Annotated in this window: 19 protein-coding genes and 8 tRNA genes; 6 read left to right on the top strand and 21 right to left on the bottom strand. The window is 47.7% G+C overall.

The annotated features are described in order from the left end of the window. Positions 1-5: 5 nt before the first annotated feature. From K0H59_RS11415 to K0H59_RS11340, 16 genes are all read right to left on the bottom strand, one after another. A complete protein-coding gene (locus K0H59_RS11415; RefSeq protein WP_258405835.1) occupies positions 6-2330 on the bottom strand; it encodes a hypothetical protein in 2325 nt (774 codons plus the stop codon). Beyond that, positions 2327-3973 (bottom strand): hypothetical protein, encoded by a 1647-nt coding sequence (locus K0H59_RS11410; protein WP_220053185.1) that lies wholly within the window; start codon positions 3971-3973, stop codon positions 2327-2329. Before K0H59_RS11410 ends, K0H59_RS11415 begins: the two co-directional genes overlap by 4 nt. Further along, positions 3970-5055, bottom strand: a complete 1086-nt coding sequence (locus tag K0H59_RS11405; protein WP_258405834.1) for a site-specific integrase — start codon at positions 5053-5055, stop codon at positions 3970-3972. Before K0H59_RS11405 ends, K0H59_RS11410 begins: the two co-directional genes overlap by 4 nt. 350 nt (positions 5056-5405) lie before the next feature. Next, entirely contained in the window at positions 5406-6041 is a 636-nt protein-coding gene (nth, locus tag K0H59_RS11400) for an endonuclease III (protein WP_220053183.1), read from the bottom strand. A gap of 66 nt (positions 6042-6107) precedes the next feature. After that, positions 6108-6806 (bottom strand): electron transport complex subunit E, encoded by a 699-nt coding sequence (locus K0H59_RS11395; protein ID WP_011622832.1) that lies wholly within the window; start codon positions 6804-6806, stop codon positions 6108-6110. Further along, entirely contained in the window at positions 6799-7437 is a 639-nt protein-coding gene (gene rsxG, locus K0H59_RS11390; RefSeq protein WP_220053182.1) for an electron transport complex subunit RsxG, read from the bottom strand. Before rsxG ends, K0H59_RS11395 begins: the two co-directional genes overlap by 8 nt. 55 nt (positions 7438-7492) lie before the next feature. Then, positions 7493-8542, bottom strand: coding sequence for an electron transport complex subunit RsxD (gene rsxD / locus K0H59_RS11385; protein ID WP_220053181.1), 1050 nt, complete (start codon positions 8540-8542; stop codon positions 7493-7495). 80 nt (positions 8543-8622) lie between these two features. Beyond that, the gene (gene rsxC / locus K0H59_RS11380) at positions 8623-11046 is read right to left on the bottom strand and encodes an electron transport complex subunit RsxC (RefSeq protein ID WP_220053180.1); all 2424 of its coding nucleotides are present in this window, start codon (positions 11044-11046) and stop codon (positions 8623-8625) included. 3 nt (positions 11047-11049) lie between these two features. Further along, complete coding sequence (rsxB, locus tag K0H59_RS11375) at positions 11050-11631, bottom strand: electron transport complex subunit RsxB (RefSeq protein WP_011717122.1); 582 nt, start codon at positions 11629-11631, stop codon at positions 11050-11052. Continuing rightward, positions 11632-12210, bottom strand: coding sequence for an electron transport complex subunit RsxA (gene rsxA, locus K0H59_RS11370; RefSeq protein WP_011717121.1), 579 nt, complete (start codon positions 12208-12210; stop codon positions 11632-11634). Between the two features lie 125 nt (positions 12211-12335). Then, positions 12336-14240, bottom strand: a complete 1905-nt coding sequence (locus K0H59_RS11365) for a GGDEF domain-containing protein (RefSeq protein WP_220053179.1) — start codon at positions 14238-14240, stop codon at positions 12336-12338. Positions 14241-14448: 208 nt separating this feature from the next. After that, positions 14449-14524: transfer RNA gene (locus K0H59_RS11360), tRNA-Asn, on the bottom strand. Between the two features lie 46 nt (positions 14525-14570). After that, a tRNA-Asn gene (locus K0H59_RS11355) sits at positions 14571-14646 on the bottom strand. A gap of 46 nt (positions 14647-14692) precedes the next feature. Continuing rightward, a tRNA-Asn gene (locus tag K0H59_RS11350) sits at positions 14693-14768 on the bottom strand. Positions 14769-14799: 31 nt separating this feature from the next. After that, positions 14800-14875, bottom strand: a tRNA-Asn gene (locus tag K0H59_RS11345). Between the two features lie 47 nt (positions 14876-14922). Next, positions 14923-14998 (bottom strand) — tRNA-Asn (locus K0H59_RS11340). Between the two features lie 514 nt (positions 14999-15512). Between K0H59_RS11340 and K0H59_RS11335 the strand changes: the two genes are divergently transcribed. Then, positions 15513-15716, top strand: a complete 204-nt coding sequence (locus K0H59_RS11335; RefSeq protein ID WP_041412641.1) for a hypothetical protein — start codon at positions 15513-15515, stop codon at positions 15714-15716. A 695-nt stretch (positions 15717-16411) separates the two neighbouring features. Then, entirely contained in the window at positions 16412-18433 is a 2022-nt protein-coding gene (uvrB, locus tag K0H59_RS11330; protein WP_088212331.1) for an excinuclease ABC subunit UvrB, read from the top strand. A 422-nt stretch (positions 18434-18855) separates the two neighbouring features. Here the strand turns inward: uvrB and rrtA are convergent, their stop codons facing one another. After that, positions 18856-19458, bottom strand: a complete 603-nt coding sequence (rrtA, locus tag K0H59_RS11325; protein ID WP_220053178.1) for a rhombosortase — start codon at positions 19456-19458, stop codon at positions 18856-18858. Beyond that, on the bottom strand, positions 19455-20174 hold the full coding sequence (queC, locus tag K0H59_RS11320; protein ID WP_023267229.1) for a 7-cyano-7-deazaguanine synthase QueC: 720 nt from the start codon (positions 20172-20174) through the stop codon (positions 19455-19457). Before queC ends, rrtA begins: the two co-directional genes overlap by 4 nt. A gap of 188 nt (positions 20175-20362) precedes the next feature. Between queC and queE the strand changes: the two genes are divergently transcribed. Then, positions 20363-21031, top strand: coding sequence for a 7-carboxy-7-deazaguanine synthase QueE (gene queE, locus K0H59_RS11315; protein WP_220053177.1), 669 nt, complete (start codon positions 20363-20365; stop codon positions 21029-21031). Positions 21032-21222: 191 nt separating this feature from the next. Here queE and K0H59_RS11310 read toward each other — a convergent pair. From K0H59_RS11310 to K0H59_RS11300, 3 genes are all read right to left on the bottom strand, one after another. Further along, positions 21223-21307, bottom strand: a tRNA-Tyr gene (locus K0H59_RS11310). A 130-nt stretch (positions 21308-21437) separates the two neighbouring features. Next, positions 21438-21522 (bottom strand) — tRNA-Tyr (locus K0H59_RS11305). A 39-nt stretch (positions 21523-21561) separates the two neighbouring features. Continuing rightward, a tRNA-Tyr gene (locus K0H59_RS11300) sits at positions 21562-21646 on the bottom strand. A 125-nt stretch (positions 21647-21771) separates the two neighbouring features. Between K0H59_RS11300 and K0H59_RS11295 the strand changes: the two genes are divergently transcribed. From K0H59_RS11295 to K0H59_RS11285, 3 genes are all read left to right on the top strand, one after another. After that, on the top strand, positions 21772-22260 hold the full coding sequence (locus K0H59_RS11295; protein WP_088212335.1) for a VC2046/SO_2500 family protein: 489 nt from the start codon (positions 21772-21774) through the stop codon (positions 22258-22260). Between the two features lie 249 nt (positions 22261-22509). Then, complete coding sequence (locus K0H59_RS11290; protein WP_011717114.1) at positions 22510-22797, top strand: DUF406 family protein; 288 nt, start codon at positions 22510-22512, stop codon at positions 22795-22797. 188 nt (positions 22798-22985) lie between these two features. Further along, positions 22986-25169: a bifunctional diguanylate cyclase/phosphodiesterase gene (locus tag K0H59_RS11285; protein ID WP_220053176.1), complete on the top strand. Its 2184-nt coding sequence runs from the start codon at positions 22986-22988 to the stop codon at positions 25167-25169. Positions 25170-25192 lie beyond the last annotated feature (23 nt).

The following is a 25192-nucleotide window of genomic DNA, read 5'->3' as shown; positions in this document are numbered from 1 at the left end:
CCTCCCTAGAGTGAACCTAGAAAGCCTAAGAAATTATTCGTGGCTTTATCTTGGCTTTTAGCGTTTTTTGCCTCAAGCGCGGCTTGAAGAGCTTGCTCGGCATCAGGTAGCGCCAACTTGTGCTCTGCCACGGTTTTTGTCTCTAAATTGGTGATTCTTATGCTGTTTGAACGAGTGAGTAAACGCACCATACTGCCTTTTTCGATGGTGTCATTGGACAGCACTTCAATGAGGTGCTTTAGCATGCACGTGTTGCGATAATGGGTTTTGTACCACATCTGCATGCTTTGACTGGTGACAAAGTTGATGGCAGTCTGAACCTTTTCCAAGTTATGCGTCTGTACTTTTAGATCCTTCATAAGCAAGGCAATTGCCTCACTATCATGGGCGATATGGCACGACGATGAGCACAGCGCACATTGTGTTTCAAACTCCGACATGTAAGTACAAGGTGATATGGCGAGGTTCTGAGTGCAAAACCCTGTTTCATGAGCAAAAGTTGGCGTTTCCTTGTCGATAGCCTCATTGTACTGGCTCATGGTTCTAATACGAAGACTTACCTTCTCTTGAACCTCGCTTTCTAGCTCATTAGAATAAGAGATATCCCCAATCACCGAGGCGTTCTCGGCGTCCGTGGTATGAATATAAGTCAGGGTCTGCTCTGCGCTCTGTCGACCGGACAGCAGGGTAATGAGGTGATGAGGCAACCCTTTTTTCGCAAGATAATCATTTTGCCAATGGCGCAGTTGGTGCGGCTTGAGCGCGAAGTCGGAGGCAAAGCCATGTCGCTCAAAAATAGTCAGTCTATTTTTATTGCGTTTAATTAATTCATCAGCAAAGAACTTAGCGAGCGTACCTATTGGAACCAAAAGAAAAGGGTGTGTTACCCTGCCGCCCATTTGCTTTTCTGTATACATAAACAAGGCGTGTTCAACATCGACAGACTTCGTTTGATGATAATTATAGCCGCTCAGTTGAGGTTGATTTATCTCGATGATGTGATTTTGAAAGGCGGCCACGGTCATCGCTTGTTGACCTAAGGTATAATTTAGGTATTGAGATTGTATTGTGAACTTACATCCTGTCAGCGCCCGAGCGTAAGGGCAGCGAGGCTTAAACACCAGTGTATCGAACGGCTCAAGTTGGGCGATGGGTTTTATGAATTTTGGCTGATGTGGATTTTGTATACCTGTTTTGTCTGTTGCCCCTTTTGTTTCTGGTGAAACTCGCAGGCATTTATCAGTGCCGTCAAAAAAGCCCAGCAGCAAGCCAAGATGCAACAGTTGGGTTGGTTTGTTCATGGATGGCTTAAGCAGGGCGATGTTCTCATCGCTCGGCTTAAAGTCACCCAGCACTTCTTTCAGTGGACGATTTGGCTGTCGATAGAATCGAGCGAGAGCTCTGGCAGGCTCCGTCGCTAGGATGGTGTAGTGCAAGGCTCGGTCTAGACTCTCAACCATTTCGGCATTGATGTGATTTTGATTGTCCTTGTACCCCTTTGAGCCCCGCCAGTTGAGATAATGCACCGTTTTTTCTTGTCCATCGACAACTTCTGTATGGCACTGTATTCGTTGTGTTGTCAGAAGCACTTGCTCTGCACCGATCCGATTGGGTGACGCCATGCCTAGCGCTGCCATAGTGCAAATAAAGCGGTCTCGCTGCGTTTGAGTCGAAGCGATAAGCGGTTGCCAAGCATCAATATCATTTTGGTCATCATCCAGATAGGGGGGGATGACATCATGAAAGATAGCACCGAGCGCCAACAGTGCTTTTTCTGAAGGCAGTTTGCTTTTCTCCGCCGCCAGTGCGTCCTCACCACTTTTCATACGCAGTGAATCTAGGCTGGTGTTTATGTAAGGCTGGCAGCTTTTGGGCAGCATTTTATGATGGTGTAGCCAGTTGATGAATCCCGTTAGGTAGCTTGAGTATTTCAGCGAGTCTATGGCGTGTTGGATCTTTTCAAGGGAGGCTGAGGCGACATTCTCACCTAAGTGGCAAAGGAAGCGTCTTGCAGTTGTGATTTTTTGATGTTTGTGATGTGTGCCTACGTTTTCCTTTAATACATCAAACGTATAGGCAAACAATAAATCGTGTTTTTCAGGCACTAATCGATCATCTTCTGTGAAGCGCGTACCTTTCCTCGGTATGTTTATATTCAGATTGCAAAAGTAAATGTTGAGGCTTCTGCCGTTTCTGTCGGTGAATGTCACCGCCATGTCATACCATGAAGCAGGCTCCCCCTGAGCGTTAGTGAAGCCCATTAGTGGCTGCGTTTTCTTTTTGGCTACATAAGCACGTTGATTATCAATGTAGCGATTTATCGTGATCATATCTGTGCACCTACTTTCAGGTTTTTTCGCTCTTCACACAGCGCAATCGTCACTCTGATATAGGTGATGATGGTTTGCAGCCGTTTGGCCGTGGCGGGATGCGCTGATTGACTGTTAATCGCCAGTTTACGCTCGGCTTTATCCAAATACGGCTGATGATTGGCGGTTTCTAACGGTCGAAAGTTATCACAGGGATAGCACCCCATCGGGGCGGCCCCTTTTGACTGACAACTGGCGCAATTGGCGGGTTTCAGTTTGTGCCCCATTTCCTCATCAAAAGGACTTTTAATGACAAAATCAGGGTGTTGTTGTAACTCTTTCGAAGAGAAGCTATCAAAGCGCTGTATAACACTGTTCCCCGCAAAGGCTTGGTCAATTTTGACCCGTTCTGGCGCTTTTAAATCAAGATAAGATTGGATGGACTGCACGGTGACACCGGTAATGGCGGCAACCTGTGCGGGGCTTAATCCCATCCAAGCAGCAAGAGTTAACTGGGTGTGACGCCAGCGATTATTTTTAAAGACAAGGGGCTGATGGGCGATGCGGTCACTTTTAATGTCGAGCTTTTGTTTGAAGAGGTAATAAATACAACTAATAAGATTCACAGAAGATAGATGAAACGCCGCGGATGTATCGCTCACTGAGCGAAAGAGGCTCTCTTTCGATTCGAATTTTGCTGAAAATAAACTTTGGTCCGGAAGCAGTGGCAGTCGTTGCATCAGTGCTTTGACGTCACTCTCAGATAATGCGATATCGCACTTGCTCAAGCAGACACATAGATAGGTTTCATACGCTTGGTAATATTGGAGTAGCAATTCAGACAGGTTTGGATCGAGTCGATGTGAGCGTGATTCGGCATTGCGTCTAAATCCTCCGTCTTTTCCTTTAAAGGTTCGCAAGTGCAATTGCTCCACATCAGAAAAGTGATGCTGTGTCAGAGGCTGCCAATCACGGTTATGCTCCTTGTGTGAGGTAAACGCCTGACCCACTCGCAAGAGGTCACACCATTTGAGTTGAACTAATTGTGTAGGTCTTCTTACGATGGCGACCATCAACTGACAAGCCAGAACATTTCTCAGGCGGGTAAAAGGGTGTGTGGTGATGAACTCATTATCGAGTGCATGGAGCGTTTCGATTCTAAGGGCTTCAAGAAGGTTATCACGCTCGATTTCACTGTACGCACCTATTTTTTCATCAAGGATGCCTTTATGAAAATTGCTTCTCCCTAGGTTTTCTTCCTTAACGAGATTATAGAGCGGAGTCAGGATAGGGCTACGGTACTCATGGCTTCTCTGACAAAATGCATATAGCGCATCTCTTATATTCCTTTTATAGTCCGTCTGTGTTAGCCACCACGCTTCAAACGTTGCGGGCTCTATATACTGGCAAAGCGTTTTTAAGATGCTGACATAACCACTTAGACTTGTATAAGCATAATGTTTTGCTACGTGAGCGATAGCCAGTCGCAAATCGAGAAAAACTTTGCTGTCTAACGTGTGCATCCAGCCAAGGTAAAGGGTTTTCTTGTAACCGAGCACCCACTCATCTGAAAAGAGGTCGAATTCATAGCCCTCCGCTTTTGACTGAAAGGTACTTGTTCCTTCAAAACTATTTATTAAATCATTTAATTCAAGACAGTTCATTGGTCACCTCTCAGGTTGGGCACGGATCGTCTCAGGTTCTTCGATGAGATTTCTGCCACAGTCACGGCTAATTGGAATTCGTTGTAGACGGAGGCCATTTTTGAATCTTCCACCCAACCCATCGCATATTTGCGAAGATCTTCAATTTTATCAGCTGAAAATCCCTTTTCTTTTGCTTTATCTTCAAAGATTTCATTCCATTTATGACGAAGTAAATGGGGGTGCAGTGCTATCCCAATAGCGTCCCCAAAGGTCTTTATGACTTTGTGAGTGGCGTTGTAAGAGATTGGCTTTCCAATGGATTTCCCTTTTTCCGAAATGAAGACAAAGTCATGCTTATGAGCGTTTGGGGTACTATGGCGCACGGTTTCAATGTAGAGCTTAATAAGGTTCATTAATTCACGAGAGATGGAAACTGAGAGTGCTTTTGTTTTGTTCGCAGCGGGAAGCCGCCTTGTATCCGTTGGGTCATTAGGTGTTCGGGTCAGTCGGAATCTAGGGTTGCCCCAATCATCCACTAAATCACTCACCTTCAATTTCAATACAGCACCCACACGAATACCAGTATCAATCAATATTTGGGCGATGATTTGATTTCGAAGCTTGCTTGACTTGAATGGATTATTCGGCGAGCACTCTTTAATGATTTCTAATAAATCAAAGAACTTACTCGTTGAAATCACGGATTCAAAGGGATCTTTAACAACTGTGTTGTCTTTTCTAGAGTTAGATATTACCGAGCTAATGTAGAGTTTAAATTTGTTAAATTGAGCGTCCGTACTGATTTGCTGATCAGTTTCAGCTCTATCGTAGTGATGGCACACATATAGGAATTCAATGTAGGATTTCAGGCGATTAAGGCGTTGATTAAACGTATGCGCTGACACTTCTGGCTGACTGTTGGATGTCGCATGTATCGCATCTCTGATCCTTTTATCAGTCAGGCTGACTACCGTGCTGTCTTTGTTATCACCTTCTGTATCCACATAGAATTTACAAGCACGAATGTAGTCATCAATTTCCTCAGTCGATAAAAACGCGCCAAATGCTACACGCTCAACAAGGTCAATACCGTTCTCCATGAAGAAGCAATATATAAACTTCAGTTCATAGGCATATTTCTTTCGGGTGTAGAATGACAGTGACTGTTTTGAGGTACGTGATCTCGTTTTAGAAGGTGGGGAGTTATGATTGTCGTTTAGGTAAGCATTTAGATACAAGCAGCATGGGAAACAGCCGTTCCTAACCACAACTGGAAACGAAGTGCCTTTGATATCCTTATATATCCTAACCTGAATATTATCCTTCATATTATTCATTACATAATTCAATGCCGCTTACACATAAATATACTATGGTAAGTCTTTGGGGGTTTGTAAAGATAAAAAACAGATTTACTAAGGAAACTGTTATACAAACTAAGTCTGATTCTTTACTTTTCTTTTGGTGGGGAGTATTCGCAAAGGTCCTCAATAATGCAGCTGCCACAGCGGGGTTTGCGGGCCAGACAGGTATAGCGGCCATGCAGAATAAACCAGTGGTGCACATCGACTTTAAATTCGGCGGGAACAACCTTTAACATGCGCTCCTCGACTTCGACCACGTTTTTACCGGGGGCGAATTTAGTGCGGTTTGCCATGCGAAAGATATGGGTGTCGACGGCGATGGTCGGCCAGCCAAAGGCGGTATTGAGCACCACATTAGCGGTTTTACGACCGACGCCAGGAAGCGACTCTAGCGCTTCTCTGTCCTCTGGGACTTCGCCGTTGTATTTTTCAATCAAGATCTCACAAGCTTTAATCACATTGATGGCCTTGTTGTTATACAGGCCAATCGTCTTGATATATTCCTTTAATCCATCCACGCCTAAGGCATAAATACTGTGGGCGGTATTGGCGACTGGAAATAGTTTATCGGTTGCCTTATTCACGCTCACATCGGTCGCCTGCGCCGATAAAGTCACCGCCACCAACAATTCAAAGGGACTAGAGAAATTCAGCTCGGTTTCGGGTTTGGGATTGTTTTCGCGAAGGCGGGTGAGGATTTGGATGCGTTTTTCTTGATTCATAGTGGTCCTTGTAAGTAGTGGGTTTAACGCTAAACCCACTACTTAAGCTGTTATCTCAATAAGGGTTTAACTCACTTTGGTGATCCGTGCCCGTGTTACGCTTGGCTGCACTGCCGCTTCGGGTTGACGCTCTTTAAGCTTTTTATCGATAACGTTTTTCAGGGCGATAAGTAGGCCCATCACAATAAAGGCGCCTGGCGGTAACATCGCCAGCAGGAAGGGGGTATCGACTTGCCATACCTGAATAGTTAAGGCTTTTGCCCATGGGCCGAGCAGTTGGTCTGCGCCATCAAACAGGGTGCCTTGGCCGAGAATTTCCCGCGTTGCGCCAAGGACTGCTAAGACTAAGGTAAAGCCAAGTCCCATCATCAGTCCATCGAAGGCGGCGCTAAAGGCATTATTACGGGAGGCAAACGCTTCGGCGCGGCCAATGATAATGCAGTTAGTCACAATCAGCGGTAAGAAGATCCCTAAGGACAAATACAGGCCATAGGCGTAGGCGTTGATCAGCAGCTGCACCGCGGTTACCAGCGCCGCAATGATCATCACAAACACGGGGATACGGATTTCCTTGGGCACATAGTCACGTACCAACGAGACTAAAATGTTTGAACCAATAAGTACTAACATAGTGGCGACCCCAAGCCCGAGGGCATTGGTGAGGGTGGCAGTTACGGCCAGCAGTGGACATAATCCCAGCAGTTGCACCAAGCCGGGGTTATTTTTCCACAGTCCTTGCCAGGCTATTTCGCGATAATTAGTCATGGTTGGCCTCACAATTCAGTGGTTGGCTGAAAATCTCTGCTTGATGCTGAGTAAAGTACCATACGGCGCGTTTAACCGCTTTCACATAGGCGCGTGGTGTGATTGTTGCGCCAGTGAATTGGTCAAAGTTACCCCCGTCTTTTTGCACTTGCCATTGCTTATCATCTTCGGATGTCAGCACTTTTCCGACAAACTTGGTGACCCAATCGGATTTACGTAAATCGATTTTATCCCCAAGGCCCGGGGTTTCTTGGTGGGCAAGTGTGCGTACACCTAACACTTCACCTTGGGTATTGATACCCACAATCAGCTTAATATTGCCGTTGTAACCATCGGGGGCAATGGCTTCGAGGGCGATAGCAACGGGCTTACCCGCAGCAGTGGCGATATAGGCTGGCATGGCATCATCGGTGCCGAGCGCGTCTTTATTCTGCAACAGGGTACATTGCGCGGTCAGCTCATTGTCATGGATCTCATCGGGGATCAACTGATGCAACACGCGCATCAGTTCCTGCTGCTCTTGCTGCTTAATTTTATCTAAGGTCTGTTGATTAACCACTGCCACTAAGCCCGTACAGAGCAGGGCAAATAGGGCAAGCAGCAAACCATTTTTAATCATTGGATTATTCACTTTTATTCCTCAAGAATCCTTGTTCAAGCTCGCTTGATTCTTTTATGCCACAGGCCTAGCCCGCAGAGTGGCCATAGGTGAGTGGACGCACGTAGTAGTCAATAAATGGTGCGCACAGGTTTGCGAGCAGCACGGCAAAGGCGAACGCATCGGGGTAGCCACCTTGGGTACGAATGACATAGACCAAGACACCGATTAATGCACCGAAAATCAAACGACCGCGTGGACTGGTCGCCGCGGTGACAGGATCGGTCGCGATAAAGAAGGCGGCGAGCATGGTCGCGCCCGAGAATAAATGGAACAGTGGGCTTGCCTGAGTATCGGGCGATAATAAATAGCCGATGCTCGATGCCACAAATAATCCCACCAACACGCCGGTGCTGATGTGCCAACGGATGGCTTTTAATTTAAGCAGTACTAAACCGCCAGCAAGGTAAGCTAAATTGACCCAAAACCAACCTACACCTGTGCCGCCATCGAATATGCTTTTGGCCATACTCTCAGTAGTGGTCAGCCCTAAGGACAGATCGGTTTTGAGGGTATCGAGCGGTGTCGCCATACTGATCCCATCGATGCCTAGACGGAATTGCTCCATGCCACCATGGGCGCCGACATTGAAGATCAGTTGCAAGCTATCGATCACACTTGGGGTATTAAGCGCAACCGTACTTGGCGCAATCCAGCTGGTCATCTGCACCGGGAAGGAAACCAGCAGCAACACATAGGCGGCCATCGCGGGGTTGAACAGGTTATGGCCTAGGCCACCGTAGAGGTGTTTGACGATAACAATCGCAAACACTGTGCCCATAACGATCATCCACCAAGGTGCCAGCGGCGGGATCGCAACCCCGATTAAGATCGCCGTTAACATGGCGCTGTTATCGCTTAAACTCGCTTTGATGCTGCGGTTACGCAGTTTCATTACCGCGGCTTCACAGCTTAGAGCAACGATAATCGCCAGTAACACTTGAATAAGCGTGCCCCAGCCGAAAAAGGCGCATTGCACCACAAGGCCGGGTAACAAGCATAAAATGACCCTTTGCATAACCGTTGAAGTATGCAAATTACGGGTAACATGGGGTGATGAGGCTATTTTAAACGCCATTGTGATCCCTTTTATCTAATCTTGAGTCACTGATTTTTAAGCTAATAATTTTAAATGCACAGAGGTTAAAACCTGCAGTGCTATTCATTTGCATCGCTGATCGCATTCGCTTCTCTGGCCGCTTTTTTGGCTTTCGCACGAGCAACGGCTGCCGCGACCTTGGCCTTTTTCTCATCTTCGGGACTGAGTGGTGCGCTTGGTTCAGCGACTGAGCTTGATTCATCGCCTGATTGAGAGTCTGATTCAGAGTCTGGCTCATTGGTCAATTCAGGCTTAGCATCTGCGACTAACTCGGGCTGAACTTCGGCAACATCACTCGATTCAGCCTGCTGCGCGGCGGCCTTTTTGGCTTTAGCACGGGCAACGGCGGCAGCGACTTTGGCCTTTTTCTCATCTTCAGGACTGAGGGGGGCGCTTAGATGAGTAGCTGAGTCTGATTCATTACCAGATTCATCGTTTGACTCATTGGTCAATTCAGGCTTAGCGTCAGTTACTTGCTCGGGCAGAACTTCGGCAACATCACTCGATTCAGCTTGCTGCGCGGCGGCTTTTTTGGCTTTTGCACGGGCAACCGCGGCAGCGACTTTGGCTTTTTTGTCATCCACTTCTGCGTTAGTCGTCGTTTCTGTTGCTGGTTTATCTGTGTTGTCTGTCGCGATGTCAGTGTCGCCATTGGCATCTGAGTCGGCTTTTAAGGCGGCTTTTTTCGCTTTGGCGCGAGCGATGGCAGCGGCGACTTTATCTTTTTGCGATAAAGACTCGGTTTGCTCAGTTGGCTCGCTTTGCTCAGGAGACACGGCTTGTTGAGGCGATTCTGCATCATCGGCCCCTTGCGCCGCAGCGGCGGCTTTCTTGGCCTTGGCTCGAGCAATCGCGGCGGCAACGGCCGCCTTACCCTTAGGCGCCTCAGTGCTGCTTGCATCAGCCGCAACGACCTCGACCGGAGCGTTATTCGCTGTGGTCTCTGCCGCAGCTGCTTTTTTGGCCGCTATCCGCGCCATGGCTTCGGCGACGGCATTCTTATCCGTTGAGGTCATGGTCGCTTGGCGACGCGCAGCGGCTTCCTTAGCCTTGGCTTCGCGGGCGAGTTTTTCTTCCTCGAGGCGTTGAATACGCGCCTCGAAGCGCTGTTTGGCGCGCTCGGCTTGATGCTTTTCATCGGCGGCTTGTTTTAGCGCCGATTTAGCGATGCGGTAGTATTCCACCAGTGGGATATCACTGGGGCACACATAACTACAGCAACCACATTCGATACAGTCTTTAAGGTTGTAGCTGGCCGCCTTGTCATATTCTTCGGCTTTTGCATGCCAAAACAGTTGTTGTGGTAGCAGGAGTGCAGGGCAGGCATTGGCACATTCGCCGCAGCGGATACAGGCCTTTTCCTCTGGCGTGGTTCCAATCTCTTGACTACTGGGCACCAAAATACAGTTTGTGCCTTTTAAAATAGGCACTTGGATGGTTGGTAACGCATGGCCCATCATAGGACCGCCAATAATCACTTTTTGATCGGCTTCGGCGTTAAATTCAGTGTGTTTGAGCACATGCTCAACGGGCGTGCCTATGGGTAACCAATAGTTGCCGGGCTTACCCACATTTTGGCCGGTAACTGTCACCACACGTTCAATCAGTGGTTTACCTTGAGTCACGGCTTGGTGAATCGCAAACGCGGTCCCCACGTTATGCACGACAATGCCAAGCTTAGCGGGGATGGAGCCAGAGGGCACTTCACGTCCCGTGATGATCTGAATAAGCTGCTTTTCACCGCCAGAGGGATACTTAGTTGGGATAGCCGTTACCCGCGTGCTGCCCGCAGGGAGCGTGGATTGGCTCACCGCCTGTTGCATGGCTTTGATGGCTTCGGGTTTGTTGTCTTCAATCGCAATCACAATGCGCTTGGGCGCTAGGAGGCGATGGATAATCCCAATACCCGCCAGAATGTCTTGGCTGTATTCGCGCATTAAGCGATCGTCGGCGCTGATATAAGGCTCACACTCTACGCCGTTGATAATCACTAATTCGATTTCACTGACGGGATTCAGCTTGATATGGCTTGGGAAGGCGGCGCCCCCCATACCGGCAATGCCCGCGCCATGGATTTTGGCAATCATCTCATGATTGCTGAGCTCAATTGAGCCTGGCGTTAACTCGCACCAGCGGTCTTCACCATCGGCGGCAATCACGCAGGTATTGACCGGCAAGGCCGAGGCGTGGTTACTGGCTCTTGGCTCAATAGCAACCACAGTGCCAGAGGTTGGCGCATGCACGGGTAAATGCCAAATTGAGGTGCCTTGAGTTAATGGCGCGCCTTTTAATACTTTGTCACCCACTTTGACTGCAAGAGTGCAGTTTTCGCCAACCTGTGGCACAGGTACAAGGTATTCCTGCGCTAATGGCAGTTGGCTAATCGGCGTGGTGTTGGAGAGGAATTTGACTTCAGGCGGATGAATGCCACCGGGTGAGCGCCAAAGGGTTCCTTTATCTAATTGATCTAATAAAGTCAGCACCGCTTATCCTCTCTTTTCTTCGTGCGGGGTCTCTTGGATAAGAGTCACGGGAATGGCATTTAAGCGCCAGTTCCAGTTTTTCAGATTTTGGCCCACAGGGATCATATCGATACAGTCAACGGGGCAGGGCTCGACACAGAGATCGCAGCCAGTGCAGTCGGCGGTGAGCACGGTGTGCATGAGTTTGCCCGCGCCAATAATGGCGTCGACAGGACAGGCCTGAATACACTTAGTGCAGCCGATACATTCATCTTCGCGAATGTAGGCGACTTTTTTGACTTGGGACTGAGCCTCGGCATTGAGCGGCTCTGGCTCGACACCCATTAAGTTGGCGAGCTTTTCCATGGTTGCAGTGCCGCCGGGAGGGCACTTGTTGACTTTATCGCCATTAGCAATCGCTTCGGCGTAGGGACGGCAACCGGGATAACCACATTGACCGCATTGGGTTTGTGGCAGGATAGCTTCGAGTTCATCGACAATGGGATTGCCTTCAACCTTAAATTTTAAGGCGGCAAACCCGAGTAATACCCCAAAGAACAATGCCAATAGGGTCAGTAAGATAACGGCAATTAACATGGTGGACATCTATTTAACCAATCCTGTGAATCCCATAAAGGCTAAAGACATTAAGCCTGCGGTGATCATGGCGATGGCGCCGCCCTTAAACGGCATTGGCACATCGGCGGCCGCTAAACGTTCGCGCATCGCGGAAAACAGAATTAACACTAAGGAAAAACCTACCGCAGCCCCAAAACCATAGATAGCTGACTGAATAAAATCGTGTTTCTCGTTCACGTTTAACAGGGCCACACCCAGTACGGCACAGTTAGTGGTGATCAATGGCAGATAGATCCCGAGCGCTCGGTGTAGGGAGGCACTGGTTTTTTGCACCACCATCTCAGTAAATTGCACCACCACAGCAATGACCAGAATAAAGCTCATGGTACGCAAGTAGCTGAGGTCAAAAGGCAATAATAGATATTGGTTGACGAGGTAACTGAGAATGGATGCCAAGGTCAACACGAAGGTGGTCGCCATGGACATGCCAATAGCGGACTCCAATTTACTGGAGACCCCCATAAAAGGACATAAACCTAAGAATTTCACTAATACGAAATTGTTGACCAGTACGGTGCTGATCAACAACAGGAGATATTCACTCATCTCAATACTTGTCTAAACGGATCTTGGCCGTATTATCGACTTTTCCGTTTGCATAAACAACATATAGAATGCAGGGTTAACTATCTTTACTGTAAATTTGCGCGCTCCATTAACCCTGTGCTGGCTTAAATTTGGTCAGTTAAGGTAATGGCCTGTGGCTGGGCAATATAATAGCCCTGCAAACCATCGACGAGGAGTTTTTCGAGGGTCAGTTTTTCCTCTTGGCGCTCGACACTGGTGGCGATTACTCGAATGCCGATGCGTCGTGCCACATCGACCATCATCCGCACGAAGAACTTATTATTGCTGTCTTCATCGATTGACGAGGTGTAGCTGCCATCGAGCTTAATGTAGTCTGGACGCACTTCACTGAAGAATTTGAAGGAGGTAAAGCTCATTCCAAAGCGCTCAATTGAGACCCGTGAACCGACACTATGGACTTCTCGAACAAACTTATAGCTTGCCCCTAAATTAGCCTGCATACCGGATTCGTTGATCTCAAACACTAGGCGAGAAGCGATGTATTTATGCTTACTCAACACATCCCTTAACCAGCCAACAAACAATTCTTGATGGGCCGAAAAGGCACTGATATTGATACCAAAGTTGCCGCTAATGGTTGGATTTTCTTTAAGCATTCTTAATGTGCTGATCACTACTAATTTATCTAATTCGGTGCTCATGCCGTGGCGCTCGGCCATAGCGATGACGGTAGTGGTAGGTAAAAACTTGCCTTCGTTGTTGTAAAAACGTGCGAGTAACTCGCGATAGACCTCGACATCATTGCGGCAAGGCTGAATCGGCTGTTGGAAAAACTTCAACGCTTGGCGGGTGATTAAGTCGTTGATAGCCACTTTCCAACGGTCATCCCCAAACTGCTCGTCACCGTTGAGTTTCTCTTGAATATGGAAACTATTGGGACCTAAGGTTTGCGCAATGCTGACGGCGGTGTCTGCTAAGGAGAGCAAATTAACGGGGTCGGTCCCCTGTTGATAAGGCACTAAGCCAATGTGCGCCACCGATTCGGCTCTGGTCATTTGTTGGTATTCATCGAGGAACACTTTAAGTTGTTCTAAAAACTTAGGACCGTCTTTTAACACTAAGTCAGGTAAAAAGATCGCAAAATCGGCACTGGAGACACGGTAACACTCAGAATCGGGATATTTTGAACAAGCCTTACGAATGCAATTAGCTACACTCGCAAGATAATCATCACCCGCTGAGCGGCCTTGCAATTGGTTCACATGGGAAAGCTCAGTCGCTTTGACCATGGCTAACAGCCCGAGTTGTGGGATGCTGCGGTTACTGATGCTTTCTAATTTAGTGGTAAAAGGTGGACGACTGCCAAAACCCGTCACAGGGTCTTGATAGGCGGCTTTATGTAATTTTTGATTTTCTTGGGTGAGCAAATCCAGTTTTGATTTGAGCTGAGTTCGGCAGTCTTCTAAGGCTAATTTCACTGGCGCCATTTCACCGTTCAGCTTCGAAGATTCAATGGCGGAAAAATTCATGTCAGGAATGTGGGAGATATACTCTGCCGCATAACGGATAGCTGATTTTAATCTGTTGATAAGCAAAATAAAAACAACCATCAACAGGATATAGGTCAGCACCAATACCAATCCCAATTGCTGGGTACTAGTGATCGCATTTTCAATCGCTTGATCGGCACTCAACTTAACCTGTAAACGCCCCGCAGCCAGTTTTTGCGTATGGGATAAATCTAAGGCAAACAATCCAGCTAGCAGGTGAGGGCTCTGGGAGTTGAGATCGCCCTGAGTAAAATTAAGTTGTCCGTCGGTATCATCGACATATTGGAAAAATTGCAGCGGATAATGGCTGGCAATACTTTGGTAAAGTTCGGCACCATTGCCTTGCCATTGGGCAAAGTTACCCATGTACTGTTTAAAGTTATTGAGCTCTTGCTGTTGCTGCACTTGGAGCTGATTATTTTCGTTGTGATAAATCCAACCAAACAGCCCTAAAAAAATCAGCAATAAAAAGATGGGATATGATTTAGACATCGCCATAAAAATCCGCTCTCAATGTGGTGAAGTATTTGCGGACAGAATATTAAGAGAGTGCTCAGTCAATATCCCTATCTGCGTGATGATACTCGGAATTTTGGTTAACAAACTGCTTACAGTGTAACCGTATTTGGCGTAAAACAGAAATGAAAACACACGCCTAGATGACGAGTTATTGGAGCTTAGAAAATTGGATGGATAAGCAAGAAAGTGGCTCCCCTGACTGGACTTGAACCAGTGACATACGGATTAACAGTCCGCCGTTCTACCGACTGAACTACAGGGGAGTAGAGGGTGCGATATTGCTATCGACTTGAGATATCATCTTGAAAGTGGCTCCCCTGACTGGACTTGAACCAGTGACATACGGATTAACAGTCCGCCGTTCTACCGACTGAACTACAGGGGAGTAGATGATGCGATATTACTATCGACTTTAACTTGTCTTGCGTTAGTGGCTCCCCTGACTGGACTTGAACCAGTGACATACGGATTAACAGTCCGCCGTTCTACCGACTGAACTACAGGGGAATCGTTTTAACGCAACAGCTTGATAATTAAGTGGCTCCCCTGACTGGACTTGAACCAGTGACATACGGATTAACAGTCCGCCGTTCTACCGACTGAACTACAGGGGAATCGTTAGTTACCTAACTGTATCCTCACTTTTATCGAGATTGAAATTTGGCTCCCCTGACTGGACTTGAACCAGTGACATACGGATTAACAGTCCGCCGTTCTACCGACTGAACTACAGGGGAATCGTTTCTCTTGTCTCGATGACTCGTTGAGAACGGAGCGCATAGTAAAACGCTCTGTGGGATGAGTCAACTCGAGTTACTAAAAAAAGTGTAATTATGCTGTTAAGTGCTCATCTAATGTGCATTGCGGTGTAGAAATCAGCATTTTGATGAAGAAATAACTTATGTTTTCGTAAGATAGCGTATGTAAACATCCAAACTCAGTTGGCTTTTATCCGCCAGTAAAAATCCCCAAAAGGCTTAATTGATTAAATTGACAGCAGTTATTGGGGCTAATGGTTAATTTGAAATTTCTAAAAGCTCGGTCTTAACTAGATAAAGTTCAAATTCGTGGCAACGAAACGGCACGATTGTGGTCGAATTGAGTAGGTGGCATTCAATTTGGCCTTTGCGCCGATGCAAAGCAATGGGTAAAGCGATAACCCAAGACACTTCACATTATCCCTATAGCGACAGGTAGGCGCCATTTTTAACGATATAAGTGGCATCGAAAACATCCCGAGAGGTGATAACTATGGCAATGAGTCGATTAGCGCAAGCGGAAGCCTTACTTCAGGAACCGTTGACTTTAGATGTACTGCGTCAATACCGCGAATTATCCATGCACTTAGATGATCCTGATTTTCAAAAAATCCAAGATTTAGCCGAAATCCTCTTTGTGGTTGCATCGGCGGATGAAGCACTATTTGCCGCCGCGCTGGCAGAGGACTTAATTTAGCGCAGCTATCTGCAGCGATGATCAATCAGGAGAACGAGCCTTATAAAAAGGCTTTGCCCACATTAATACGTCGTGAATGGGTAAACGCTGTCATTTTATGCTGCAATGCCAAGGTTAAAGCCTAACAGTTGGACATGTATCAGATTTTTCGAATGCTTGCAGCTGTAACAAGTAGTAACATTTATCAAATGTAATTAAATTACCAAAGCCGTCCATCAGCTGACGCTAGGGTGAAATACTCCTCAATCCCGCATGGTTTCTCACTTATTTCGACTTATCAACAAATTCTGTGGATAACCCTGTGAGTTGCGGCTTAAAACAGGCAGCAAAGCCTTGTCGTGCGGGCGATGGACTTAAATTGCACTATTTTGGCGATAAAAATATTAAGCCATATTTTTCAAATAGATAATAATTGCAAGCCTTATCTTTTTTGGACTCGATTTAGGTTGCAATTTTGTAAGCAAGTGAAAGTCAACTCTTGTGTATTAATTTGGCATTTCTCCTGAGTTTTAGGGCGTTTTATCGCCAATTTGAGCATTAAAAGCTCGTGGTCAAAAAGTTTCACTTTCTGTCCATCAAACTGTCATCCACTTGAGTTAATGCAAATCTGTGCGCATGGTTTAAGAAGGATAACTGCTGGAGCTTAATGGACGACTTGATTAGAATGAGTCGACTAACCACAAGGATATGTTCGCGTGTCAGAATCTGTTTTTCAGCTTGAATCCCAATTCGCCCCCGCAGGGGATCAGCCCACGGCCATCGCCAAGTTGGTCGATGGCCTCGAATCTGGCCTAGCTTGTCAAACCCTTTTAGGGGTGACGGGCTCGGGCAAGACGTTCACCATCGCCAATGTGATTGCCCAGCTTGGGCGCCCGACGATTATTATGGCGCCAAACAAGACACTGGCGGCGCAGCTTTATGGCGAGATGAAAGAGTTTTTCCCCAATAATGCGGTGGAATACTTCGTTTCCTATTACGACTATTACCAGCCAGAAGCCTACGTACCCGCATCGAACACCTTTATTGAAAAGGATGCATCGGTCAACGCTCATATCGAGCAAATGCGTCTCTCGGCAACTAAAGCACTGCTGGAGCGCAAGGATGTGGTCTTGATTGCCTCTGTATCGGCAATTTACGGTCTTGGCGATCCCGATTCCTACATGAAGATGCTCTTGCACCTACGCCAGGGCGATACCATGGGGCAGCGGGATATTCTTAAGCGCTTGAGTGAACTGCAATATACTCGCAACGATCTCGAGTTGCAGCGCGGTACCTTCCGCGCCCGTGGAGAAGTCATCGATATTTTCCCCGCTGACTCGGATCGCTACGGTATTCGGGTAGAGCTGTTTGACGATGAAATTGAACGTTTAAGCGAGTTTGACCCGTTAACGGGGCAGATAGTTAAGCGCATTGCGCGCACCACTGTGTATCCGAAAACCCACTATGTGACGCCGCGGGAGAAAATCCTCGAAGCGACCGAGTCAATTAAAGAAGAGCTGCGCGAGCGCAAGCAGTATCTGCTCGACAACAATAAGTTGATTGAAGCGCAGCGGATCCACGAGCGGGTGCAATACGATATCGAGATGATGGTCGAGCTGGGTTATTGCTCTGGTATTGAGAACTACTCACGCTACTTGTCGGGTCGTGCACCGGGTGAAGGACCGCCAACCTTGCTCGATTATTTACCCGCCGATGGTTTGCTGATTATCGACGAGTCCCACGTCACTGTGCCGCAAATTGGCGCCATGTATAAGGGGGACCGCTCCCGTAAAACCACGCTTGTGGAATATGGTTTCCGTTTACCTTCGGCGCTCGATAACCGGCCGCTGAAGTTTGAAGAGTTTGAGCAACTGATGCCCCAGACCATTTATGTGTCGGCAACACCAAACCCTTACGAACTAGATAAGAGTGGCGGCGAGATTGTTGAGCAAGTGGTTCGGCCAACGGGTTTGCTCGATCCCGAGTTGGAAGTGCGCCCGGTCAGCATTCAAGTGGACGATCTGCTCTCCGAGGTGGCCAAGCGCGTCGCCGTCAATGAGCGGGTGCTTGTTACCACTCTAACCAAGCGCATGTCGGAGGATTTGACCGAATACCTCGATGAACACGGCGTCAAAGTCCGCTACTTGCACTCGGACATCGATACAGTAGAGCGGGTGGAGATCATTCGCGATCTGCGCCTCGGTAAGTTTGATGTGTTGGTCGGCATCAACTTGCTGCGTGAAGGCTTAGACATGCCCGAAGTTTCCTTGGTCTGTATTCTGGATGCGGATAAGGAAGGCTTTTTACGTTCGGAGCGTTCGCTTATTCAGACCATTGGTCGCGCCGCGCGTAACGTCAATGGCAAGGTTATCCTCTATGCGGATAGGATCACTCAGTCGATGGCCAAGGCGATGGGTGAAACCGAGCGTCGTCGTGAGAAGCAGCATGCCTACAACCTTGAGCATGGCATAGTGCCAAAAGGCGTGGTCAAGCGTATTACCGACGTGATGGATGTGGACGATGGCAGAGACACTGAAAAAGGTTATCGCCAAGCGTCACTGGGTAAAGTGGCTGAACCCAAAGCTAAACGTTATCAAGCCGATGCGGCGCAGCTGAGCCATGATATCGACAAGCTCGAGAAGCAAATGCATGAGCATGCGCGTAACTTGGAGTTTGAACAGGCGGCGGCCCTGCGTGATGAGGTGAAACGTTTACGGGAGTTGCTGATCACCGCCTAACAAAATCTGTACCTTAGCTAGTTAGACGTAGGACTGCGATGTTAATCAAGCAGATACCAAGGTTCACTACCTAATAAAAAGCCGCCAACATAACAATGTGAGGCGGCTTTTTATTGTATGAATTAATCAAAATAGTAGGTATTAGCGCGACGTTTCCTTGGCTAATCTAGGGCGTGTTGACGTTTCGAGATTAGATTTTGTTCGTTCTGGCAAGCACGTGCTCGCGAAACGAGGAATGATGTGTAGTTATTCTACTCAAATGACGAGTGACAAAGAGCAAGGGCTTGCCAGGCGAACCCTTCGGGCAGCATTTGGCTGGCGTTTCTGCCGCGTTATCGTCCGTTTATGTAGAATAACTACACTGCACGGACTTTGCCTTGCATAAAAGCCAGCCAAACTGCTGCAAAAATAACCCTGAAACGTCAACACGCCCTAGTTCGTTGGTACACAAACACCATAAGTGCGCAGACTAAGCCACAGATCAGGCCGACTAAATGCGCCTCGGTGGCAACGCGTGCACCAATCATGGCGGTCACATCATCACTGGCGCCATAGAACTGTTCATGGCCGACTTTAACTATCACGCCGAGCAGCAGCAAATAACCCGAGCGCAGATGACGGCGAATATCTTGCACCGCACCAAAGGTGAATAGGCCGTGTAACATGCCACTCAGCCCCACATAACCTAATAGCTGCGGATAGCCCAGATACAGGCCAATGCCTTCAAATAGACAAAGTAGGATAAACAGCGCGGTTAAGCCCTTGAGCTGGTAATGAAAGTGATGCAAAAACAACACTACCCATAATCCCGCGAGGTTCATCAGCAGGTGCCAATGATTGGTATGCAGCAGATTGCCTGTGATCAGGCGCCACCACTGGCCGTCACTGATGGCGCTGCGGCGATAGGCGAGCAGGTTATCTATGCTCGGGGTAAAAAGTCCCACAACATACAAGAGCGCGCAGAGCAGGCTGACAATAAGCGCCAACCAATAGGGGCCGAGTTTTTTTAACGTCACCAGTCTCACGCTTGCGGTTTACCCGTTTCAGTTGCCTTGTCGAGCGAGGCCATTACCTCTGCTTTATTTTGCAGGTAATCCTCTAAGCCCCGTTTGCGAAGATGGCAGGCTGGGCAGTCACCGCAACCATCACCGACAATGCCGTTATAACAGGTCAGGGTATGGTGGCGAACTAAATCGAGCTGCTGGTATTTATCGGCCAGCGCCCAGGTTTGGGCCTTGTTGAGCCACATTAATGGGGTGATGATCTCAAGCTTTTTGTCCATGCCTTGCACCAGTGCCGATTCCATCGCGCGCACAAAGTCGTGGCGACAGTCGGGATAACCCGAAAAATCGGTTTCGCAGACACCGGTAATAATCGCCTCGGCTCCTAATTGATAGGCGTAGATCCCCGCCAAAGTCAAAAACAGGATATTACGGCCAGGTACAAAGGTATTGGGTAAGCCATTTTCCATTAATTCGTGGGATACGGGGATCGCATCGCGGGTGAGGGCAGAAATCGCTAACTCATTGAGTAAGCTCACATCCATCACCTTATGGCTAGTGATCTTTAAGCGCTTGGCAAGGGATTTAGCAACTTCAATTTCTTCACGGTGACGCTGACCATAATCGAAGGTGATCCCGTGGACTTCATCAAACTGAGTTAAGGCTTGAATAAGACAAGTCGTTGAGTCTTGTCCGCCACTGAAAACCACTACCACCTTTGAAACTGACGCTGCTGACATAGGATCCACTTAAATTGACACATAAAATAGGGTGTAAGTGTAACTCAGGCGCTAGGGCTTGCAAACTCTTTGCTGGCGCGTGGCGACGGGAATATCGCTCTTGGGATCACTCTGTCTGAGGCGGTAAAAACTTGCAGCTGCAGCTAAAATCCTCTATAAATGCCGCCCCAGAAAAACGGAACGCAAGCATGAATTACCCAGTCAACGAAGTCTTTGAAACCATTCAAGGTGAAGGTGTCTTTACCGGAGTCCCCGCCATTTTTGTGCGATTACAGGGCTGCCCTGTGGGATGTGCTTGGTGTGATACCAAACAGACTTGGGATCTGCTTGAGGAAAACAAGGTGTTACCCGAACAAGTGATCACCGTCGATGGTTCTGTGGGGCGCTGGGCTAACCATACGGCGCAGAGTCTTATCGAGGCGTTCAACGCTAAGGGATATACGGCGCGCCATGTGGTGATCACTGGCGGTGAGCCTTGCATGTACGATCTGCATGAATTAACCCACACGCTTCATGCTGCCGGCTTTGCCACTCAAATCGAGACCAGTGGCACCTTTGATGTGAAGTGCGATGCTGATACCTGGGTGACTGTCTCGCCAAAGATCAATATGAAAGGGGGTTATAAGGTGTTAGCGCAGGCCTTGACCCGCGCCAACGAGATAAAGCACCCAATAGCAACCGAAAATCATATCGTCGAACTCGATGAGTTACTCAAAGGGATTGATGTGTCAGCGAAAACTATTTGTCTGCAACCCATCAGCCAAAAACCAAGGGCGACGGAATTAGCGATGAAGGTGTGTATTGCCCGTAATTGGCGTTTATCGATTCAAACCCACAAATACCTGAATATCGATTAATGGCCACATAGAACTGCAGTATTTTTTAATGCTCAGAAATAGTTTTAACGCTCCGAATGGGGCGTTTTTTATCAGCAAAATCCATGGATGAAAAGCAATAGGGTTAAGCGATAGAATAAGCTTGAATAGCGGGAGTACGAGTAAGAAAAATTGGGGAATAACGCGAGATAAAGTGTGAGATAAGAAAGAAGTGGTGGAGGGAGAAGGATTCGAACCTTCGAAGGCGGAGCCGTCAGATTTACAGTCTGATCCCTTTGGCCACTCGGGAACCCCTCCACATATTTTCTTCAACTTTTAACTCTGACTCATTAAGACGAATTTAAAAGTTATCTTAAATCTTGGCCGGATTTAAGGGTAAAGCAAGTTTGCAGCAGACTAACGATTGTCTAACCATACAAGATAAAAGTGGTGGAGGGAGAAGGATTCGAACCTTCGAAGGCGGAGCCGTCAGATTTACAGTCTGATCCCTTTGGCCACTCGGGAACCCCTCCACGAGTATCTTTTATAGCATCGCTAATTGTTAGTGCAAATGGTGGAGGGAGAAGGATTCGAACCTTCGAAGGCGGAGCCGTCAGATTTACAGTCTGATCCCTTTGGCCACTCGGGAACCCCTCCTCAATTGCGGCCGCCATAGTAGTCAGAAACGTTTGGCATGTAAAGTCTAAATATGAAAATTTTCCTAAAGTTCTGGTTCAACTGGTCGATTAACTAACAACGAGTTGTTTTAATGATGTTTTTTTATGCAAATCGATGTTCCTTTAATCAACGAAGCCCAAATTGGCTCCCGCTTAAATGCGGCAATCGAACACAACAGGCGAGGAGAGTTCGCCCTGTTGTTATCGCTATTGTCGGCAGACGCGAGGGACATGGCGCAGTTTCAATGGCAAAAAGAGCTCGATAATGCAGAAAAATTGCAACGTCAGTTTGAGTTACCCCCAAAACAAGCGCTTGTGGCGGATTTATCGACGGATAACAATGTTACCGACAATAGTGCTGTTTTTGCCGAGCAAGGGGCGAGGGCGTTTCAACTGCAGCAGGCATTGCGCCCTGAAGCCTTAGTGATCCGCGGTGGCGAGCCTATCGCCATGGCTGAAGCCTTAAGTAATTGCGATCTCACCACACGCCTGCGCCAACGTGGGCAATTGCCATCCCCTAAAATGGACATCATGCATTTTGCCGATCAACTGGCGATTCAACGTAACTTGGTGCCGTTATTAGCCAGCGCCTAGCCAATATGTCGTCTTACCTCCAAGTCGCTTTCGGGCTGTTGAGGAAGATTCAGTCTTTAAAAGTACATCTAGGCTTTAAGGGACCTGTTGACCAAATAGCCATCAACTGTGTCGATACACAATAATAAGCGTGAGCTAAAGCTGAGTCTCTGACATCACAGTTATCTATAATAAGGCGTTAATGATGCAGCTTTAAGTTGATGCATCACCCTTAAATGCAGCTGTATAGCGATTAATGAGGAAAAACAGATGAAAGGTATCATTGCAGGACAAGCGGCTACCGTAAACGACACTTGCACCGATTGTGGCAGTTTTGTGGATATTGGCGCTGTGATTGATGAGCAGGATACAATGCTGGAGTTATCCTTTGCGGGTGCTCAGGCTGAGGTCGAAGCCAGCAAGATGCTGGAACGGGCTCAAGCACGCTTTAGCCAAACCCAAGGAAACATTGTCAAGAATGACGCGGGCGTTACCCTCAAGCTGGTCTTCGATGTGAGTGTCGAGAAGATGATTTTCCAATTAGAGAACGGGCTGTAAGCATAAAACCCTGCGGTAAATGTTGATTCATTTGTAATAAATTGTGCTCGATGTTGCTGTTTGAAATGCCAATGTGTAATCTGCATCGACAAAAATATTCAGGATTGGCGCAATTAGCACGCTGAAATGAGTAGTGCTACTCGCTGTAGTATCTGTGTTACCCAACACGATGTTTTGTAGGGATTAGAGTGAAGCGACGTCAACATCAGCACTTATTAGAGTCTTTAGTTCATTCTACGGCTAAGCAGCAGGGCGACTTTACGAAAACCGCAGAGCTAGCAACAGAGCTACTCTGTGAGAATTTAGCCGTTTCTCTGGTGTCGGTTTGGATTTTTTCTGCCGATCAATCTAGCCAATCCCTCGTCGCGCAATTTGGCGCAATGGCTCTACAAGACACTTACCGCCCCTCGCAGTTGCAGTCGCTGCCTCGTTATTTAAATGAACTCAAAAATCATCGCCATATCGATGCGGGTAATACCCTTATCGATCCACGCTTGACTGAGTTAGTCGATAACTACTTTATCCCTCGGCAAATTTTATCTAGCCTTGAGATTGGCATTCGCATTAATGGTCATCTCGAAGGCGTGCTTTGCCTTGAGCGAGCGCAAGTCACTCATCATTGGCACGACAGCGAAATCCATCTTGCTTGCCAAATGGCCGATCAACTGGCCTTAACGCTGGCCACTAAACATACCTATGATAAAGAAGAACGCCTAAGTCTATTTCGCTGTGCCACCGAGCAGTCACGCCAGATGAGCATGCTGATTAACCTGCACACTGAAAAAGTCGAATACGTGAACCAAGCCCATGAAGAGATCACTGGCTTAGCGCGTGAAAAAAGCATTGGCGCCAATTTACGTGAGTTAAGTTTTTTTAAGCAGCACAATCAATTAGCTGAGCAAACTCTCGCGCAGATCTTCAGGGGCGAGCAAGCCAAGGGCGAGGTACAATTTAATCGAGCCGATGGCAGTCGATACTGGCTCAAGTATGTGGTCAGTGAATTTATTACCGATCGCGGCAATCATTACGCCTTAGTGTCGGGCGAAGAAAGCACGGATGAACACAATTATAAGGCGGAGCTGGAGCGTTTAGCTTGGCGTTGCAGCCTCACTGGGCTGAATAATCGCAGCCACTTTAATCGGGTATTAGAGAAAACCACCAATGGATTGTTGCTTCTGGTCGATTTAGTCGCCTTTAAACGATTTAACGATACCTATGGCCATGAAAATGGCGACAGCTTGCTGATCGAAATTGGCCGGCGCTTAAAACATTTTTCGGAAATCAATAAGGCGACTGAAATCGCCCGTGTCGGCAGTGACGAATTTGCCGTGTTGCTCACCGATGATAACGCGGTTTACGATCTGGATTATTTCAGTACCCGTCTATATCAGCATTTAGCCATGCCGATTTTAATCGGTCGTGAGCAAATCGAACCTAAGCCCGCACTGGCGGTTGTCGATATCGCCTCGGTGGCGAATCTATTTGCGCCACTGACCTGCGCCGATATTGCGGTGCAATACGCGAAGAAGAAAAAGGGCACGGCCATTCAAGTGTTTAACAGCACTTTGCTCAGTGCCTTTAAGGAAGATGCGCAAATCGAGCGTGATTTGCATAGCGCGATTCGCGGCCGTCAATTTGAACTTTATTATCAGCCCTTACGGGATCTAGAGCAGCAAACCTATATCGGTGCCGAAGCTTTGATCCGTTGGCATCACCCGAAAAAAGGCGTGTTGTATCCCGGTGCGTTTATCGATATTGCCGAGCAATCTGGGATGATCAACGCCATTGGCAGTTGGGTGCTTGAGGCTGCGTGCCGACAACTAAATATTTGGCAGCACCATAATGCCGATTTGAGCATGCATGTTAACGTATCGGCGCGGCAGTTTTTTAGCGGGAACCTGTATGAGCAAGTCTGGCAACTGCTGACGCGTTATCGTTTGAAACCCAAAACCCTGATCCTTGAGATCACCGAGACAGAATTGATGGGCGATATTCGCCATGCCACGCTCTTATGTCAGGAATTAGCGGAGCTGGGGGTGGGGCTGGCCATTGATGATTTTGGTACGGGCTACAGCTCGATGCGTTATCTTAAACAGTTCCCGATCAGTAAGTTAAAAATTGACCGCTCCTTTATCTCCGATCTCACCATTAGCCGCGAAAGCCAAGAAATCGTCTCGGCCATTATCGCGATGGCGAGTGCGCTCAACATTTCCTTGACCGCAGAAGGGGTTGAAACTGCCGAGCAGGAAGCGTTTTTGGCCAAGAGTTTTTGCCATCAAGCGCAGGGTTATTTATACAGTCCCGCACTACGAGAGCCCGAGTTTGCACAATTCTTATTGGCGGCGAAAGAACCTAGTCTAGTGACGCATTAATCATTCAGATTAGCGGTGTCGGC

It is taken from the genome of Shewanella sp. FJAT-51649 (assembly GCF_019457435.1).
Taxonomy (GTDB): Bacteria; Pseudomonadota; Gammaproteobacteria; order Enterobacterales; family Shewanellaceae; genus Shewanella; species Shewanella mangrovisoli.
This window is presented reverse-complemented; position numbering and strand designations above follow the sequence as displayed.

Excerpts from the sequence above, each read along its gene's own strand:
- K0H59_RS11290 (WP_011717114.1), top strand. The coding sequence starts at position 22,510 with ATGAAAGGTATCATTGCAGGACAAGCGGCTACCGTAAACGACACTTGC.
- K0H59_RS11295 (WP_088212335.1), top strand. The coding sequence starts at position 21,772 with ATGCAAATCGATGTTCCTTTAATCAACGAAGCCCAAATTGGCTCCCGC.
- nth (WP_220053183.1), bottom strand. The coding sequence starts at position 6,041 with ATGAATCAAGAAAAACGCATCCAAATCCTCACCCGCCTTCGCGAAAAC.
- K0H59_RS11405 (WP_258405834.1), bottom strand. The coding sequence starts at position 5,055 with ATGGAGAACGGTATTGACCTTGTTGAGCGTGTAGCATTTGGCGCGTTT.
- K0H59_RS11410 (WP_220053185.1), bottom strand. The coding sequence starts at position 3,973 with ATGAACTGTCTTGAATTAAATGATTTAATAAATAGTTTTGAAGGAACA.
- queE (WP_220053177.1), top strand. The coding sequence starts at position 20,363 with ATGAATTACCCAGTCAACGAAGTCTTTGAAACCATTCAAGGTGAAGGT.
- K0H59_RS11335 (WP_041412641.1), top strand. The coding sequence starts at position 15,513 with ATGGCAATGAGTCGATTAGCGCAAGCGGAAGCCTTACTTCAGGAACCG.
- K0H59_RS11365 (WP_220053179.1), bottom strand. The coding sequence starts at position 14,240 with ATGGCGATGTCTAAATCATATCCCATCTTTTTATTGCTGATTTTTTTA.
- rsxB (WP_011717122.1), bottom strand. The coding sequence starts at position 11,631 with ATGTCCACCATGTTAATTGCCGTTATCTTACTGACCCTATTGGCATTG.
- rsxA (WP_011717121.1), bottom strand. The coding sequence starts at position 12,210 with ATGAGTGAATATCTCCTGTTGTTGATCAGCACCGTACTGGTCAACAAT.
- rsxD (WP_220053181.1), bottom strand. The coding sequence starts at position 8,542 with ATGGCGTTTAAAATAGCCTCATCACCCCATGTTACCCGTAATTTGCAT.
- queC (WP_023267229.1), bottom strand. The coding sequence starts at position 20,174 with ATGTCAGCAGCGTCAGTTTCAAAGGTGGTAGTGGTTTTCAGTGGCGGA.
- K0H59_RS11415 (WP_258405835.1), bottom strand. The coding sequence starts at position 2,330 with ATGATCACGATAAATCGCTACATTGATAATCAACGTGCTTATGTAGCC.
- K0H59_RS11395 (WP_011622832.1), bottom strand. The coding sequence starts at position 6,806 with ATGACTAATTATCGCGAAATAGCCTGGCAAGGACTGTGGAAAAATAAC.